This window comes from Hydrogenispora ethanolica, from assembly GCF_004340685.1.
Classification (GTDB): domain Bacteria; phylum Bacillota; class UBA4882; order UBA8346; family UBA8346; genus Hydrogenispora; species Hydrogenispora ethanolica.
In genome coordinates this window covers 17,198-33,634 of record NZ_SLUN01000008.1, presented here as the reverse complement: position 1 = coordinate 33,634, position 16,437 = coordinate 17,198, and the positions used below count along the sequence as shown (strand labels likewise).

The following is a 16,437-nucleotide window of genomic DNA, read 5'->3' as shown; positions in this document are numbered from 1 at the left end:
CTTCTCTCAAACCGTGACGATTCCTTTGATGTATCCGGCGTTTTTCTGTTCAAAATCCATAAAAGCCTGGTCGATCTGGTCCAGCGCGTAGCGGTTGGTGATCAACTCTTTGACCGAGACTTGGCCCTTGGCCATCAGCCGCAACCCGATATCGAGACAGCGCATTTTATGATCGTCCCGCTTCTCATGGGCGTTGATCAAGTCAACCGATTTCCAATTCAACATCTGCAGGTTGACCCGGGTGTACTCGCCCTGGTGATATCCGACGATCGAGAGGATCCCGTGACATTTGACCATTTCAATCGCAAGATTCAAAGGCGCTTCCTTGCCGGTGCATTCGATGACCACATCGGTCCCGGTATTTCCGGTCGAATGGTCCAGCTTGTAAACTGCGGGGACCCTATCTGGGGTATATATTTCATCGGCGCCGTAATGACGGGCCCATTCCAGCATCTCCGGCCGGGTATCGATGGCGATAATCCGGTAAGCCCCTTTCAACTTCATCAATTGTAACACCAATAGGCCCATAAAGCCAACCCCGATAATTGCCACGGTCTTGCCGAGCCCCACATCGGTGCGGAGCGCACCGCTGACGATGCATAAGAGCGGCTCGCCCAAGGCGGCCTCGTCAAAGCTCACCGGATCAGGCAGTTTGCCGACCCGGGTCTGGTCAATCAGCGCATACTCCGCAAACCCCTTGCGGAAGAGGCCGGCAACCCGGTCACCGCGTTGGAAGCCAGCGACTCGACCGCCGACCGCCACCACTTCTCCGGTTACCTCATGACCAAAGTAAAGCGGAAAACGGTTGTTTCCGCCGTTCCAATCAAAATATTCGGACCCGCAAACCCCGCAAGCACGTACTTTGATTAATACATCGTCCGGACCCGGAGTCGGAATCTCCGCCTCGATTAAACGGGAGGTGCGTGGTTGGTACAGCTCGCTCATTCTCATCATCCCAGCCATCCTAACAACTCCTCCACTCATAAGGTATCACCTTCCCAACGAGTGGGAAGGTGATCTTTGCAAACATCGCTTGGCCTAGAAGTATTTCGCTTTCAATTCTTTGGTGAGCGATTGGATCTGCTCCGGACTCAGGTCGAACATGGCGCTGTTTTCCATGGAGGTGTCCCGGTTTTCTACCAGAATGATCTTGACGTCCCGTGACACAATGGTGTTATGCCAAACCCCTTTTTTGATGCAATAGACCAATCCTTTCTCCATGGGAACGCTGACAATATCGCTGCCGCTCTGGTCGGGGGATCGGTCAATCAAGAGTACGCAGCGTCCTTCCAGCAATACGAAAACTTCATCGGTGAGAAAATGCCGTTCCAAGGCGCTCAAGTTGTCGACATCGTTGAAAGGCTTGTAATTCTTGATTCCCACAAACCAGGAACCGCTCTCGACCACCCGCTTGAGTCCTTCGCCGCTGTACTCCTCAATTGATAGTTGATTTTCCAATTTCTCCATGCTATTTTTCTCCTTATCCTTTGATCGACTGTGCGACTTTGATGATATTTTCTGAGCTTAAACCATAAATCTTCAGTAATTCGTCCGGAGTGCCCGATTGACCGAACTTATCTTCAATCCCGATCCGCTTCAATTGGAACGGTCCGGAAGCGCTCTCGCTCAATACCTCGGCTACTGCCGAACCCAGACCGCCGATGATCGAATGTTCTTCGACGGTAATGATCTTGGGAGTGGCGGCGGCTACTTTCAGAATCAGTTCCCGATCGATCGGTTTGATGGTATGGAAATTGACCACGGTGGCCTCGATCCCCAGCTTGCTTAAATCATTGGCTGCTTCCAACGCACGGTAAACCATCAATCCGGTGGCGAAGATGGCGACATCTTTGCCTTCCCGCAGGATGTTGGCCTTGCCAATTTCGAAGGGCGCGTCCGCCGCCGTGAAGACCGGTGAAGGCGGCCTGGCAATCCGCAAATATACGGGGCCCTGGAACTCCGCTGCCGCGAAGACTGCTTTCCTGGCCTCGACCGCATCGCAAGGAACGATGACGGTCATGCCCGGGATGGTCCGCATCAGCGATATGTCTTCAACCGATTGATGGCTTCCGCCGTCTTCGCCGACGGTTAATCCGGAATGGGTGACCGCCACTTTGACGTTTAATTTGGGATAACAGATCGTGTTACGGACCTGTTCATAGGCACGGCCGGCGCCAAACAAGGCAAAAGTGCTGGCAAAAGGGATAAATCCCGATTGAGCCAAACCACCGGCGACACCCATCATGTTGGCTTCGGCGATACCCATATTAAAGAAACGGTTCGGGTATTTTTCGCCGAACATATAAGTAGTGGTAGCATGGGCCAGATCGGCATCCAGTACCACGATCTTTTCATTTTTTGCGCCCAATTCGACCAAAGCTTCGCCATACGCGATCCGCAATGCTTTCATCTCTGTCATTTCTGTACTCCTCCAAGTTCGCAAACTGCCTTATCGACTTCTTCGTCGCTGGGGGCCTTGCCATGCCAACCCACTTGATTCTCCATGAAGGAGACTCCCTTGCCCTTGACGGTGTGCGCCAAGATAAATTTGGGCTGTCCGGTCGCCTTGACTTGAAACGCTTTTTCCAGCTGTTCCAGATCATGACCGTTCACTTCGATCACTTTGAACCCGAAGGCAGCCATTTTTTGATGAATATCCCCCAGACTCATAACCTGCTCATTGGTGCCGTCAATCTGCAATCCGTTGTTATCGAGAATAAAGGTCAGATTATCCAGTTTATAATGGGCGGCCGCCATCGCTGCTTCCCAGACTTGGCCTTCTTGCATCTCGCCGTCCCCCAGCAAGGCATAGGTGTGATAATCTTTCCCGGCCAACCGGGCTCCCAGGGCGAACCCGACCGCGATCGAGACTCCCTGTCCCAACGATCCGGTGGATGCGTCAACCCCCGGGGTTTTCTTGGAATCGGGATGGCCTTGCAGCCTGGAACCGTATTTGCGGAGGGTTGCCAGCTCTTCGACGGGGAAAAAACCTTTGTGGGCCAACACCGCATACAGCGCCGGCGCGCCGTGGCCTTTGCTGAATACGAAGCGGTCCCGGTCCGCCCATTGGGGGTTGGCGGGATCAACCCGCATTACTTTGTTATATAAGGTGGAAATAATCTCTACGCTGGAGAGCGACCCACCGGGATGCCCGGATTTCGACTGGCAAAACATATTCATGAGATCGATTCGGATTTGCTGATTCAAATCTTGTAGTTGCTGATAATCCATTTTTAAATTTTCCTCCTAAAATTTTAGCCCTTGACTGCTCCGGCGGTTAACCCTTCGACCAGCTTTTTCTGGACGAACATAAACATCAACAGGATGGGCAAGGTGGTCACGATTCCCCCGGCGGATAGCAGTCCCCATTGAATATCAAATTCGCCGATGAACGACTGCAACGCCACGGGCAATGTTCGATTGCCTTCATTGGTGAACATGACCGCAAAGACAAATTCATTCCAGGCGGTGATGAAGATATAAATTCCAGTGGCGATGATCCCGGGAACGGTTAGGGGCAATAAGATCCGGATAAAGCCTTGTCGCCGGTTACAGCCATCCACCATTGCCGCTTCTTCCAAAGAGATCGGCAGATCATTCAGATACCCCGTCAACAGCCAGACCGAGAAAGGAATGGTGAAAGTGGAATAAGCGATGATCAACGCCCAAGGGGTGTAGAGCAATCCGATCTGCCGCATAATCGAATACAACGGGATTAATAACAGCACCGAAGGGAACATATTGATCAACAGGAAAGAGATCATCACGGCAAATTTGCCCGGAAAATTGTAACGCGAAAAGGCGTAAGCCGCCAGTAACGACACAGCCAGACTGCAGATGGAGGTTACGATCGCCACCAGCAGACTATTGGCCAGGTTATGGACAAACTTCATATGGCTGAACAATTCCACATAATTGCCGAGAGTCGGCTGTAGCGGGAGATAATGCAACGTGGAAGTGAACAGTTCCTTTTGCGGTTTGATGGAGGTCAGAAAAGTCCATACAAACGGGAAAAGGGTGAATATCAAAAGGATAGCAAGAGGGATAACAAAGAAGATGGCTCGTTTGAAAAAAGAAGTTTTCATCGTAATCTCGCCTCCTGCTTACTTAACGTACGAAGGTAAACCACGAGCACCAGCGATAACATTAAGGTTAGACAGATCGACAGCGTCGAGGCATAGCCGAAATCGAGCGCGGCCCGGGCTTTCACGAAGGTATATACGCTCAAGGTCAGCGAACTGTATCCCGGTCCGCCATTCGTCATGATGTAAATCACGTCTACCGAATTCGCAACCCAAATAATCCGCAATAATGAGGTTACAAAGACAGTCTGCTTGATCATCGGGAAGGTTACATGCACAAAAGACTGCCAGGGCCGGGCGCCGTCGACCTCCGCCGCTTCATAAAGCTCGCGGGGAATGGTTTGCAACGATGCCAGAATCATAATGGCGAAGAAGGGAATTCCTTGCCAGATGATCGTCACAATCACCGAACCCAGCGATGTATTGGACCGCGCCAGCCATGGGATATAGTCCTTGATAATGTTCAGCTTATGCAACACATCATTGATGACGCCATAATTGCCGTCATACATCCAGGTCCACATCAAGCCGATCAGAATGCCCGGCGTTACCCAGGGAATCAGAACCAGGGAGCGAACGAGGCCCCGTCCCTTGAAATCCTGGTTCAAGAGCATCGCCAAGACTAAGCCGAATATTAATTGAAAAAAGACTCCAAAACCGACCCAGTATAACGTATTGAGGAACGATTGTTTGAAAACCGGGTCTTTGAATACCTGAAAGTAATTGACCAAACCGACAAATTGGATGTCAAAAGGCCGGTATAATACATACTTCAAAAAACTCATGCTCATTGAGCGGGCGATCGGGTAGGCCACGATGAGTAACATTAAAATGACGGCGGGAGCAATTAATAGGTAGGGCGTCAGCTTGTTATTTTTCATCAAATCACTCCTTAAGGCACACACTAGCTTCAATTCAGGGAGAAACCGTTTCGTAGGTTCTTCTCTATTTTTATTTTTTCTTCGATAGGCTGCGGCGTTAACCGACGCAGCCTACCGAGCCTACTTTGGTTTATTTCTTGCCCATGGCCTCAGCCAAGGTTTTCATCATCTGATCGGCAGTAATAGCGCCCTCTAAAGCCTGTTGAGTGGTTGCCGGCCAGAGCGATTCGATCCATTCGCCCATCACCGGAGTTACCGGATAGACGTGGGCGTACGGCATGGATTCGAAGGACGCTTTCATGAACCGATTGTTCTGGTAATATTCCATGGCTTGAACCGATTTACATACTGGAACGTTCCCCGAAGCCCGGCACCATCTGTCGATCTGTTCTTTCTCCGCCAACCAGGCAATGAAGGTGAAGGCCTCTTTCTTATACTTGCTGGTGCTATACATCGCATTCTCGGTGTCGCCGAGCGAAGTCCAACGGCCGTATTTGCCGGCCGGAACCGCGAAAGCGGATACGTCGTCGCCGAAGGTTTTCACCATATCGGGAGAAGACATGATATGGTGGACGACCATTGCGGTTCTGCCGGATTTGAAGTTGGCGATGATCTCCGCGAAACCGTCACGCGGCGCCGTCGGCGGCACGACTTTATGTTTGCGGTACAGATCAATATAGAATTGATTGCCTTTCCGGGCATCGGCCGTATTGAAGACGACTTTGCCTTTGTCCATAATCTTGTTGCCTTTTACATTCGAGAAGACAAAGCTGCCCCACGGCTCATGGCCGTACCGCGCGCCCCGCATGCCGAAGCCGTACTGGTCGATCTTGCCGTCGCCGTCTTTATCAACGGTCAGTTTTTTAGCGGCTTCCAAGAAATCATCCCAGGTCTTGGGAACTTGCACGCCGGCTTGTTTGAAAAGGCTGGGCCGGTAGTACATATACAATACTTGAATCACCCAAGGCATAACATAGGTCTTTTTATCATTGGTTACTTTATAAACGTTCCATAAATTCGGTTGAATGTCCGATCTCGCCTTCCATGATCTCAGATAGCTGTCGACCGGTTGTAAAGCGTTCAAACCGGTAAACTCCGGGATCCAGGTGAGCTTGAAAGCGGAGGTATCGGGCAACCCGCCGCCGGCCGCGGCTGTCAGCAATTTGGTGTGAAAATCTCCCCAGGGTACAACTTCCAAATCCACTTGGATGTTGGGATGGGTCGCGTTAAATTGCTTAACCATGTTCGCAAAAGTCGGGTCATTGGGATTGTCCAGCCAAACCCAGTGCTTTAAGCGGACAACCTCGTTACTCTTGGCGCCATTGACCACGCCGGCGAACAAAGAAACGGCCAGCAAAAGCACTAAAGTCAACGAAACAACGCTACGGTAACTCCTTTTCATTCTCATTCTTTTTGCCTCCCTTATTGATATTGGACTGAATTTCGCCGAGGGTTAATTCCAAGTGATGCAACATTTCTTCCCTGGCCTTATTGGAGTCGCCGTTTTTAATGGCGGTATAAATCCGATGGTGTGCTTCGACCATGTTGTGCGAACTGCCCGGAATATCCATGGTCTGATAATAACCGTGGATAATCGACTGGTTGATGATCGGGACAATTCTTTGAATAATCGGATTTTTTGTGGCTTTGGCGATTGATTGGTGAAATTCCATATCCTCTTCAATATACGGCTCATTTCTCTCAATCAGTTCGGAAAGAACGTTGATGCACTCGCGAATTTTCCGCAGATCCGACTTGGTGGCGCGCTGCGCCGCTAAGTATGCAACGCCCGGCTCAACCAAGGTGCGTGTTTCGAATAACGAAAATAGCAAATTATCTCCCTTTAGAAACTTTACGCCCAGCGAATCCGTGACAAAACCCGGCTCCTGACAGACGAAGGTCCCTTTTCCCCGCACCACCTCCAGAATATTATTGGATGCTAATGCTTTGATGGCTTCCCTGACGGTGGAGCGGCTTACGCCCATCATGCGGGAAAGTTCAATTTCATTTGGAAGCTTGTCACCCGGTTTCAGCTTTTTATCACTGATCAGTTCGCGCAAGTTTTCGGATATTTCTTGCGACAAGACCGTTTTTCCAAATGAAACCAATTCCATCGTGGAACCTCCCGTTTACCCGTCAGCAGTCTGTTGTCCGTTGTCAGACAACCTACAACATCTTTATTTTACTTTGCCTAGATGATCTTGGCAAGAGAGAATTTGTTTTCAAATCCCTCCTGCTGCTGGCAAAACCGCGTCCCGGTTGGAATTCTTGCCATAAAAATTTTTACGTTGTATTGAACAATGGGTTACGGATACGCCAAGTGAAAGACCCGACCATGAACTAAGTCGCTTCGCAAAGCAAAACCTCTACCGTCTTGCTTTAGCGGGAGGAAGCGGCCTTTTCCTAAGGTTACAATTTGATGATGTTTTGAATCAACTGAGTATTTCGGTTCGATTGCGACGTATTATCCAGACAAAAAAATAACCGTCGGGAGACGGTTTCGGGAAATCCATATAAACTTACAATATCTCAATCTTCCTTGGGAAAGTTGCACTGATCGCCAGCGCCATGGAGAACTCTCGGCACGCCCCCCAGCTAGTGGTTAATGCTTCCGAACATTCCGGACATCCTTGGCGCCGCTCATTGGACCGAACGAACGGTGATCCCGCCCAGCACCGCAGTGCCGTCGATCCGCAACCGTTTCATATCGGCACCGGGTTCTTCACGCCTTCCTTGTTCGGCGCGGAGTTCAGCGACCAGCCCGCCGTTGGAGCGGCCGAAGAATTCCAGGCCGCCCAGGACCGCGGTGCCGGTCGCCAATACCCGGAGATCGGCTGGAACCCATAGCTCGATCCCTCCCAATACCGCGGTGAGATGAATGACGCTCTCCCCTTCCGCCAGCTGTTCTTGGCGCAGGTCCAATTTAAGTCCGCCCAGGATCGCCTCATGATGGATCTCGGCGGAAGCGGCTCCGGGCTCGCTCCACCGGTTCCAGTGGTCACGCTCCTGACGCTGTGTCTTGCCCCACCCCCGGAACAGAAGTTCCACGCCGATCAGAATGAGCAGCGCCGGCCAGAGCAGTTTCCAAAAAGTGATGCTCTCAAACGACCACCATGCCAGGTTTCGCCCCAGGAACAATACTCCGATCAGCACCACCGTCAAGCCACCGCTCCACGAACCCGAGTTGCGGCCGGGCAAGGCATTGAGCCCAACCGCAATCAGCAAAACCGGCCAATAAGTATGAAACAACTCCCCGATACTAAAAGCGGCGAAGCCGCTATTGCGCAACAGCAACAGAACGCCCACCAAAATGATGATCAGTCCGAAACTCAACCGGCCTCTGGACATCTTGGGACCTCCTCCGCGATCTTATTCCGTGATCGACAATACCTTGGCTTCGCCTTTCACCAGGCCGGCAAAGCGCGGACCATCCTCTTTTTTCCCCACGATCGTTCCATAGTGCATCGGGATCACTAATTTGGCCTGGAGCGCCGCCGCGGCTTCCGCGGCCTCTTCGGCGGTCATGGTATACGTTCCGCCTACCGGCAGGAAGGCGATATCCGGACCCAAGCCCTTCATCTCCGGGATAAAGTCGGTATCGCCGGCATGGTAAAGCTTCACGCCGTCCACTTCCACCAGATACCCCACCCAACGTTTCTCCCGGGGGTGAAAAGCTTTGTTCGTGTTGTAAGCGGGCAGCGCCGTCACTTGAAACGCCCCAATCCGGACCGTTTGGCCGATGGCCAGCCCCCGCCGGCCGGGCTTGGCCATCGTTTCCGGGACGATGACCGTGGTGCCGGATTTGCTCAGACTCTGAATGACCGATTCATTATAATGATCGCCGTGTTCATGCGTGACCAGGATCAGATCGGCTGCTTGCGGCCGTTGGGGCAGTCGCAGTGGGTCGATGTACAACACCTCGCCGCTCTCGGATGTAATCTTCAGTTCGGACTGACCATACCACGTCACATGCCGATCAACAAACGTCGTGAAACTCTCGCTGGCAGCTTCCACTATCGCCGCACCTCCAAAAATTATCAATAGAATGGCTACCCAAAACCAGAACCTCATGCCATCACTTCCTTTCCTTGTCATAACCTCCTCGGACGCTTATGTAATTCCCCAATCTTCTTCCTTTTCCTGCCATCCGAGTTCGCCCGGAATAAATTTTTCAAATCAACAACCGGAATCTCCGTCGCCTTTCCTAACCCCGCGTTACGGAGCAGCAACCGCGCAACTGGTTCTTCGCGTTTTACTGGGATGGTTTCTTGCCGCAGCGGCCGGGCCGGCAGCTTTCGCGGCACTGGGCCGCGCCATTCGCCGGGATCGCCTGATCCGTTCCACCCCGCCCGCAACGAAACCTCTGGTGTTACCGCTCCGAAACTAATTGGCGAGTTCAAATTCTTGACTTTCTTTGTTATAAATATATACCTCACCTGTCTCTATCATGTAGTACCAACCGTTTATTGCGAGCCTTCGTTGTGCATATTTCTCCCGGATAAAGGAATAGGTCAGCAGGTGTTTCAGCTGTTCCACCACGTTTGCCTGTTCTGTCATCCACTCCCGTTTGGCCGCATCTTCCGCTGTTACTTGGGATAAGACGGTTTCTTTGACTCTCCCCGCCAACTCCAGCCATTTTCTTGTATGCGGTATGGCGCTTAACGCTTCGCCGGACGCGTAGAGTGCCTTACACCCTCCGCAATTGGAATGTCCGCAGACAATGATGTTCTGGACCTCCAGCACATTGACGGCGTATTCAATCGCCGAGGTCGTCGCCAGATACTCTTGGGACTCCCGATACGGCGGAACAATGTTGGCAATATTTCTGACCATGAACAATTCTCCCGGCAGAGTTTGGGTAATCAGATTCGGAACCAGCCTGGAGTCGGAACATCCGATAAATAAGGTATGAGGATTTTGCGACTTGCTTAACTGTCTGAAAAGCTCCTTATGGATCTCGAAATCATGTTCCCTGAATTTGATTAATCCTTTTAATAGTTTTTCCACCTGTGCTTCACCTCACCCTGATCATTCCCCAATAAAACACGGATGTCTTCCGGCGTTTAAAATGTCGAAAACCTCAAAACAACCTTTGGCCCCGATACCCCTCCTTGCTCACTCAAACCCTCCCAGGCAAGGATTCGGACCTCAGAAACAGGCCCGGAAATGAAGGCTCTCGCCGGATGCATCCGGCGCATCGACCGCCCCGGGTTATCACCGTTCTGACTGTACTGGTTCGCATATGGAATTCTACTCCGCGTACTCTTCCTCCTTCTTGGAGGAACCTTTTTCCCCACGCCGTCCGGGCAAGCTTTCCCGATGTTCCTCAGTACTTGGAAGATAGGGCATTCCGGCTCTGACAGCACCGGCGAGGCGCGACGTTTAAAAAACGAAGTTTGGGCTCGCCGGCTCGTCCCTGTTTCGGGTAGCAGCCGTCAATTTTTTTAGGCCGATAATGGCCGCAAAGCCTTGAAACCAAATTAAGCCGCCCGGAGCAGCCGCCGCTCCGGGATGAGAGCCGGGGATGCTTCCCCGCTCCTTGCCGATGCTTCCCGAAGCCTTGCCTCTCTTCTCCGGAGGCTCGGGGCAGCATCCCGAAGGTTTGGTCCTTTATCCCGAAACCTTGGGGATGGTTCCTCTAGGCTCTTGGTATCTAGGATGACGTTTCGGGAAGAAAGGAGCGCAGGATCCTCTGAAAGGATCATCGGAGCCCTTACAAGGATGAAGCCCAATCCCTTACACGGATCCTGGCATCCCTTACAAGGATCTAAAAATCCTTTGAAAGGATCGGGGCATCCCTACACGGATCAAAATATCCCTTACAAGGATGAAGAATATCCCAGTTGGACCAAAGCCATCCCTGACACGAGGGGGAATGGAGCCCTGGCCCTGCAACCCTGCAGTTCGCCGTTCCCTGCAACGCGTTCTTGCGGCGCAGCGCACTTTTTATCAATCGATGGCCATCAACTTCTTCTCGATCGTACAAATAATGGTCTTCTCCCGGCCTTGAATTTTGGTCTTCAGATGCACCGCATGGCCCCAGATCTCGACCAGATATTTCAAAGTCTCGCCGGCATATCCCAATTCCAGTTCCCGAGCGTCGGATTCGTGCTCCAGGAGCAGGGTCCGGTCCTTGGGGTCCACTTCCATCGCCCGGATCACCGGGACCGCCCCCAATCCCACCGTGGCGCTGAGCGTCTCCCGGATCGCCTCCCACCCCTTCTCGTCGGGGACCTCGGTGATCACTGCCCCGTCCGGCCCGGCCAAAAATTCGAACAAATGCAGTTCGTCGCAGAGCTCCCGAGTCAGATAGCGCCGGATCAGCGAGCGGTCGCTCTCCACGGCCCGCGCTTCGAAAAGTTTGGCGCTGCCGAAACGCCGTTCCAGATCGGTCAGGATCGTGAAGCCCAGATGATAGGGGTTGAGCGAGCCGCGGTGGGGCCGGATGACCTGGTGATGCCGCTTCAAGAACTCCAGGTGCAACGGGGCGGGCAGCTCCAGCTGGTTCAGGATGCGGTAGTGCCAAAAACTGGCCCAGCCTTCATTCAAGATCTTCGTCTCGATCTGCGGCAGAAAATAGGCGGCTTCTTCACGGACGATCCGGATGATGTCCCGTTCCCACTCCGCGAGCTGGGCATGTTCCGCCAAAAACCATAGCAGGTCATCCTCGGGCTCCAGCGGAATCCGGTCGAGATCGGGCTCGGGAACGGTTCCAACGGCTTCGGAGTCTTTGGCCGCTTGCACTTGACGCCGGTAATCGGCGATGAGCCGCTCCTTCTGTTCGGAGGGGGTGAGGCGGCGGACGCCGATGACCCGGTTGATCTGGTAGCGGACGGCATGGGCCGCGTCCAGGATCCGCTCGACTTTTTGATAGCCGATGCTGGGGTCCTGAATATAATTGCGGATGCGCCGGGCATGATTCTGGAAGGTCTCCACCGTCAGCTCGGGCCGGGTGGACTGAAATAGCCGGTTGTTCTTGAAAAAATCGTTATGGCCGTACACATGGGCCATGGTCAGAATCTGCAGCAGCAGGTTGTTGTCACGCATCAGATAGGCCAGGCAAGGGTCGGAGTTGATCACCATCTCGTAGGGAAGCCCCGTCAGTTGGTAGCGATACAGGGTGTGCAGCCGGTCGAAGGCTTTGCCGTAGCTCCAGTGCGGATAATGGCTGGGCATCCCGATATAGGCTTCATAGCCCAGCATCTCCTCATAGGAGCAGATCTCAAACTCCTGCGGGAAACAGTCGAGCCCCAGGCGCGTGGCGCAGGCCTCAATCCGTTCATTCCATTCTTCCAGCTCTTTCAGGGAATACTCACGCATGGGGTTCCTCCCGGGCCAGCATATCGCGGAGCGCCGGCCAGATCTCCTCCCGCGAGGTGATATTGACGAAGACGAAATTCGGCTCTTTCAGTTCCTCCTGGTATAAGCGCCGGATCGTGCTGGTGCCGGTCAGAATCTCGCCGTAGCCGAACAGGTTGGAGAACTGGCAGAGTTTCTTGGCCAATTCCAGCGCCTTGGCGTTGTCCTCTTCCCAGTTGTCGCCGTCGCTGCAATGAAAGGCGTAGATGTTCCAATCGGCCGGAGGATAGCGCTCGTCGATCACCTGGAGCGCCTTCTCATAACCGCTGCTGATATAAGTTCCCCCGGATTCCGCCTTGTGAAAGAACTCGTTCTCATTGACCTCTTTGGCCTCGGTCGAATGGGCCACAAAAACGATCTCCACTTGGACATATTTCAAACGGATGAATTGGTAGAGCAGAAAATAAAAGCTGCGGGCCAGATACTTCTTGGTCTGGTCCATCGAGCCCGAGGTATCCATGATGCAGATGACCACCGCGTTGGATTCGGGCTTCTTTTCCTCGCGGATCCGGCGATAACGCAGATCTTCCTCCCGGAAGGGAAAGCGCTCCTCCGGCAGTTCCTCCTCTGGCAGTTCCCCCTCTGGAGCCCCGGTACTGTCCGCGGCGGGGCGGTTGTAGCCCTGCCGCCGCTTGATCTTCTCAATCACCGCCTTTCTCTTGGCGAGTTTGGGCGGCGTTCCTTTCCGCCGGTATCCACTATGGCGTTTTTGGGCCACCGATTGAATGGTGGAGAGCTTTTTCCGCTCCATAAACGGCAGGTTGAGGTCGTCAAACAAATAATCCAGCAATTCTTCCAGAGTGATCTCCGTCTCGTAAATATCTTCGCCGGCCTCGTTCCCGGCGTTCTGGCCGTCCGCGCCGTTACCGGGGCGGCCCTCGCCCAACACGTCGCCTCGCGTCTCGTCCCCGGTTCCGGTGCCCACGCCGGCGCCGTTCTTGCCATAGACGAACTGGTATTCGCGGAGGCCGCGAATGGGCACTTTGATCTTCTTCTGGCCGCTTTGGCCGATGATGCTCTCTTCGGCGATGATCTTGCCGATATTCTTTTTGATCGATTGCTCAACCAACTGGCGGTGGCGGCGCCGGTCCTCGGCGGCCCGGCCGGAATCGCCGGCGGATTCCCGGAAAATGGCCATGCTAAACCTCCATCCCGCGTTCCCTCAATCTTTCCAGAGGTGATTGGCGGCGTATTTCAGGATCACGTTGCAGCAGTGATCGCAGTAACCGTTCCGTTTCATCTCCTCCACCATCGTATGGTACTTCTCGCTCTGTTCCTTATCCCGCACCTTGGCCTGGGTGATCACCCGCGACAACTCCTTGACCGAAGCGGTCAGCTTCTTTTCGATGGCCGCCTTGAGCGGTTCATAGCTGTTGTAATCCATGGTCCCGCCGTTGCGCAGCACAAAAAACATATAGGCCGTGACATCCTGCCGGAAGCCTTTGGCGGCGCTGCCGGTGATGCCGATCTGCTCCTCGATGGAACTGAGAAACTTCTCGTCCGGCTCCAGTTCCTCGCCGGTATTCTTATCCTTGAGTTTGGTCCGGTTGGCGTAGGCCTCGGCGTGGTCCAGATAATTGTTGAAGAGATCGCGGGCCTGCTCCTGGTAGCCGTGGATGAAGGCCTTGGTCACCTCGCCCTCGAGCAGCTTGTGGAACTCCTTTTTGAGGTTATCCTGCAGGAACCCCAAGTACCGCTTGCGCTCCTCCTCGGGCAGAGCCAGCTCCTTGACGGCTTTCGTCAAGGTGCCCAGGATGGCCAGGGGGTTGATGCAATTGCTCTCCGACTCGGCCAACGCCGTGTCCAGCGCCTTCATGATAAAGCGGGTCGAGATGCCGGTCATCCCCTCACGGTTGGTGGCCTCCTCGCGCAACTCGGCGATGTCGACCTTTTTGATGCTGCCTTGCTCCAGAATCTCTTCGCCGTTATAGATTTTCAGCTTGGTCATGGGGTCCACCTTCGCCGAAGGCGCCAGCCGGGTCAGGATGGCGAACATCGAGGCCAGCTCGATGGTGTGCGGCGCGATATGCGCGGTGAAGTTGCTGTTGCGCAAGAGCTTCTGGTAGATCTTGATCTCTTCGGCCAGCTCCAGGCAGTAGGGGACCTCCACCTTGACGATGCGGTCCAGAATGGCCTCATTGGTATGATCGGCCTTGAACTTGTTCCATTCGGCCTCATTCGAATGGGCCAGAATGACGCCATCGAAGTAAATCATCGCCCCCTTGCCCGGTGAGGGAATCGATTTTTCCTGGGTGGCCGTGATCATGGTATGCAGGTATTCGATCTCGTTCTTAAAAACCTCGATGAACTCGGCAATGCCCCGGTTGGCCACGTTGAAAGCGCCGTTCAGGGAGAGCACCCGCGGATCGTCCTCCGGATAAAGATCCATCTTCGAAATGTCCACCGATCCGATGAGAACCGAGGTGTCCTGGTTGTTGGGATCCACCGGCGGCACCACGCCGACGCCTTTGCGGGAGCGGATCGAAAACTCCACCGTAACCACGGGCATCCGCTCGTATTCGCCGTGAAATTCGTGGCGCAGCCGGTAGCGGCAGACCGGACAGAGGTCGCCTTCGATATGCACCTTCAATAGCTTGCTGAACTCTTCCCGCAGGTGTTTGGGGATGAGATGCAACGGTTCCTCACGCATCGGGCAGTCTTTGATGGCATAGATCGGCGGCGCCGCTTCCAAAGCCCGTTTCAAATGCTCCATGATGGAGGACTTTCCGGCGCCGACCGGGCCGACCAGGTAGAGCACCTGACGCGACTCCTCGCCTTGCATCGCCGCGGCGTGAAAATAACGGGCGATCTTCATAATGGTGCGGTCGATGCCGTAAAAATCCCCGGAAAAAAAACGATAGCGCTTGATGATGTCATTGCCGTAGATCCGCCGCAGCCGCGGGTGCTCTTCGGTTTTGACCACGTCCACGCCGCGCTCGGTGATCAGCTGATAGATTCGTTGATGGGCCAGTTGCGCAATTTCCGGATTTTGCTTCACGAGATCCAGATAATCCAGGAAGGTCCCTTCAAAATATTGCTGCTTACGCTCGGAACGGTCTTTCTTGATCAATTCGGAAATCTCGTTCGATTCCATTGTATCCCTCCAAACGGTCGTTCCGTCTCCGCCAGCGGCAAGCAACGAACGTTGCTTCCCTTTGGCTTCTCCTCTCCATTTCCCAAAAGAGCTATTGTCATTCATGGTATTTTACTCTTCTAACAGGGTATTCGGAACATGGTTTTTGGCATAAGCCATGCCTGCTTTGGAAAAACCCGCCGTTTTCCAAATGGAGCGATGGTTTACTTTTCAAAAAAATCCCTGGAGCCTACCCCCGGACAGCCCTCGCTCCGTTGCTCCCCGTATATTGTATTGCGAAAGGCACATGATGGTTTCGAAATTCGACCGATTCCTCCGGAACTTGGCTCTTGCCCCCAAAACAAAGACAACGGGCGTTAACTCTCGCCCGTCGTTTTGGTGAATGAATATCTGGTATATATCGCTCTCGCCCCGTCAGCGGACGGCTTTGTTACTCCTCGTCGCCGGTTGAAAAATCCCGATAGAGCAGACTCGGCTGAATTCCCCGGTTGTTCTGGTATTTGCCGCTGCAGTAACGGTCATAATCTCCCTCGATGGTGTGGTAATAAATCTGGCAGATCGACACGCCGGCATAGATCCGGATGGGTTGGATACAAAAGATCTCCAGCGTCCAATAGCCTTTGAAACCGACGTCGCCGAATCCGGCGGTGACATGGATGAACAGGCCCAGCCGCCCTACCGACGACCGGCCCTCCAGCATCGGCACATAACCGTCGGTCTCGGTATACTCCAAAGTCCGCCCCAGATACAGCCGGCCGGTCTCCAGGACCAGCCCCTCGGGGGGTATCGTCAACTGCCGGAATGGATTGGGCCGTTTCATGTCCAGGACCGGTTCCTCATAAACCAGCAATTCATGATGGAGCCGCAGATTATAGCTGTTCGGATTGAGCTGCTCCTCCCGAAAAGGATCGATGATAATTTGTTTTCCTAATTTCGCCTTGATGGCGCGACCCGACAATATCATGAGATTTCCTCCATTTTGAGTGTACAGTTTCGTTAACAGCTGAGCGGTACGAGTGCT

General features: G+C 53.5%; 15 protein-coding genes. All 15 read right to left on the bottom strand.

Features of this window, described 5'->3' with window-relative positions:
* Window positions 1-6 precede the first annotated feature (6 nt).
* Complete coding sequence (locus EDC14_RS08495; RefSeq protein WP_165907892.1) at window positions 7-963, bottom strand: zinc-binding dehydrogenase; 957 nt, start codon at window positions 961-963, stop codon at window positions 7-9.
* A gap of 75 nt (window positions 964-1,038) precedes the next feature.
* On the bottom strand, window positions 1,039-1,467 hold the full coding sequence (locus EDC14_RS08490; protein ID WP_132013858.1) for a cupin domain-containing protein: 429 nt from the start codon (window positions 1,465-1,467) through the stop codon (window positions 1,039-1,041).
* Between the two features lie 13 nt (window positions 1,468-1,480).
* On the bottom strand, window positions 1,481-2,419 hold the full coding sequence (locus EDC14_RS08485; protein WP_132013857.1) for a transketolase family protein: 939 nt from the start codon (window positions 2,417-2,419) through the stop codon (window positions 1,481-1,483).
* The gene (locus EDC14_RS08480) at window positions 2,416-3,231 is read right to left on the bottom strand and encodes a transketolase (protein WP_132013856.1); all 816 of its coding nucleotides are present in this window, start codon (window positions 3,229-3,231) and stop codon (window positions 2,416-2,418) included. The genes EDC14_RS08485 and EDC14_RS08480 overlap by 4 nt, the downstream gene beginning before the upstream one ends.
* 23 nt (window positions 3,232-3,254) lie before the next feature.
* A complete protein-coding gene (locus tag EDC14_RS08475) occupies window positions 3,255-4,085 on the bottom strand; it encodes a carbohydrate ABC transporter permease (RefSeq protein ID WP_132013855.1) in 831 nt (276 codons plus the stop codon).
* Window positions 4,082-4,966 (bottom strand): carbohydrate ABC transporter permease, encoded by an 885-nt coding sequence (locus EDC14_RS08470; protein ID WP_424337405.1) that lies wholly within the window; start codon window positions 4,964-4,966, stop codon window positions 4,082-4,084. The genes EDC14_RS08475 and EDC14_RS08470 overlap by 4 nt, the downstream gene beginning before the upstream one ends.
* Window positions 4,967-5,093: 127 nt before the next feature.
* Complete coding sequence (locus EDC14_RS08465) at window positions 5,094-6,371, bottom strand: ABC transporter substrate-binding protein (RefSeq protein WP_243662859.1); 1,278 nt, start codon at window positions 6,369-6,371, stop codon at window positions 5,094-5,096.
* A complete protein-coding gene (locus EDC14_RS08460; protein WP_132013853.1) occupies window positions 6,346-7,077 on the bottom strand; it encodes a FadR/GntR family transcriptional regulator in 732 nt (243 codons plus the stop codon). The genes EDC14_RS08465 and EDC14_RS08460 overlap by 26 nt, the downstream gene beginning before the upstream one ends.
* A 526-nt stretch (window positions 7,078-7,603) precedes the next feature.
* Window positions 7,604-8,311, bottom strand: a complete 708-nt coding sequence (locus EDC14_RS08455; protein WP_132013852.1) for a LiaF transmembrane domain-containing protein — start codon at window positions 8,309-8,311, stop codon at window positions 7,604-7,606.
* A gap of 21 nt (window positions 8,312-8,332) precedes the next feature.
* Window positions 8,333-9,034, bottom strand: a complete 702-nt coding sequence (locus tag EDC14_RS08450) for an MBL fold metallo-hydrolase (RefSeq protein WP_165907891.1) — start codon at window positions 9,032-9,034, stop codon at window positions 8,333-8,335.
* A 312-nt stretch (window positions 9,035-9,346) separates the two neighbouring features.
* On the bottom strand, window positions 9,347-9,970 hold the full coding sequence (locus tag EDC14_RS08445) for a carbonic anhydrase (RefSeq protein ID WP_132013850.1): 624 nt from the start codon (window positions 9,968-9,970) through the stop codon (window positions 9,347-9,349).
* Between the two features lie 942 nt (window positions 9,971-10,912).
* Window positions 10,913-12,283, bottom strand: a complete 1,371-nt coding sequence (locus EDC14_RS08440; RefSeq protein ID WP_132013849.1) for a SpoVR family protein — start codon at window positions 12,281-12,283, stop codon at window positions 10,913-10,915.
* Window positions 12,276-13,460: a sporulation protein YhbH gene (yhbH, locus tag EDC14_RS08435; RefSeq protein ID WP_132013848.1), complete on the bottom strand. Its 1,185-nt coding sequence runs from the start codon at window positions 13,458-13,460 to the stop codon at window positions 12,276-12,278. Before yhbH ends, EDC14_RS08440 begins: the two co-directional genes overlap by 8 nt.
* A gap of 24 nt (window positions 13,461-13,484) precedes the next feature.
* Window positions 13,485-15,416 carry a PrkA family serine protein kinase gene (locus EDC14_RS08430; RefSeq protein WP_132013847.1) on the bottom strand — a complete coding sequence of 644 codons (1,932 nt, stop codon included), beginning with the start codon at window positions 15,414-15,416 and terminating at the stop codon, window positions 13,485-13,487.
* A 430-nt stretch (window positions 15,417-15,846) separates the two neighbouring features.
* A complete protein-coding gene (gene dcd / locus EDC14_RS08425; protein WP_132013846.1) occupies window positions 15,847-16,380 on the bottom strand; it encodes a dCTP deaminase in 534 nt (177 codons plus the stop codon).
* Between the last annotated feature and the right edge of the window lie 57 nt (window positions 16,381-16,437).

Bases quoted from the DNA above. Each gene is read 5' to 3' on its own strand.
- EDC14_RS08495 (WP_165907892.1), bottom strand. From the start codon at position 963: ATGGCTGGGATGATGAGAATGAGCGAGCTGTACCAACCACGCACCTCC.
- EDC14_RS08490 (WP_132013858.1), bottom strand. From the start codon at position 1,467: ATGGAGAAATTGGAAAATCAACTATCAATTGAGGAGTACAGCGGCGAA.
- EDC14_RS08485 (WP_132013857.1), bottom strand. From the start codon at position 2,419: ATGACAGAGATGAAAGCATTGCGGATCGCGTATGGCGAAGCTTTGGTC.
- EDC14_RS08480 (WP_132013856.1), bottom strand. From the start codon at position 3,231: ATGGATTATCAGCAACTACAAGATTTGAATCAGCAAATCCGAATCGAT.
- EDC14_RS08475 (WP_132013855.1), bottom strand. From the start codon at position 4,085: ATGAAAACTTCTTTTTTCAAACGAGCCATCTTCTTTGTTATCCCTCTT.
- EDC14_RS08465 (WP_243662859.1), bottom strand. From the start codon at position 6,371: ATGAGAATGAAAAGGAGTTACCGTAGCGTTGTTTCGTTGACTTTAGTG.
- EDC14_RS08460 (WP_132013853.1), bottom strand. From the start codon at position 7,077: ATGGAATTGGTTTCATTTGGAAAAACGGTCTTGTCGCAAGAAATATCC.
- EDC14_RS08455 (WP_132013852.1), bottom strand. From the start codon at position 8,311: ATGTCCAGAGGCCGGTTGAGTTTCGGACTGATCATCATTTTGGTGGGC.
- EDC14_RS08450 (WP_165907891.1), bottom strand. From the start codon at position 9,034: ATGAGGTTCTGGTTTTGGGTAGCCATTCTATTGATAATTTTTGGAGGT.
- EDC14_RS08440 (WP_132013849.1), bottom strand. From the start codon at position 12,283: ATGCGTGAGTATTCCCTGAAAGAGCTGGAAGAATGGAATGAACGGATT.
- yhbH (WP_132013848.1), bottom strand. From the start codon at position 13,460: ATGGCCATTTTCCGGGAATCCGCCGGCGATTCCGGCCGGGCCGCCGAG.
- EDC14_RS08430 (WP_132013847.1), bottom strand. From the start codon at position 15,416: ATGGAATCGAACGAGATTTCCGAATTGATCAAGAAAGACCGTTCCGAG.
- dcd (WP_132013846.1), bottom strand. From the start codon at position 16,380: ATGATATTGTCGGGTCGCGCCATCAAGGCGAAATTAGGAAAACAAATT.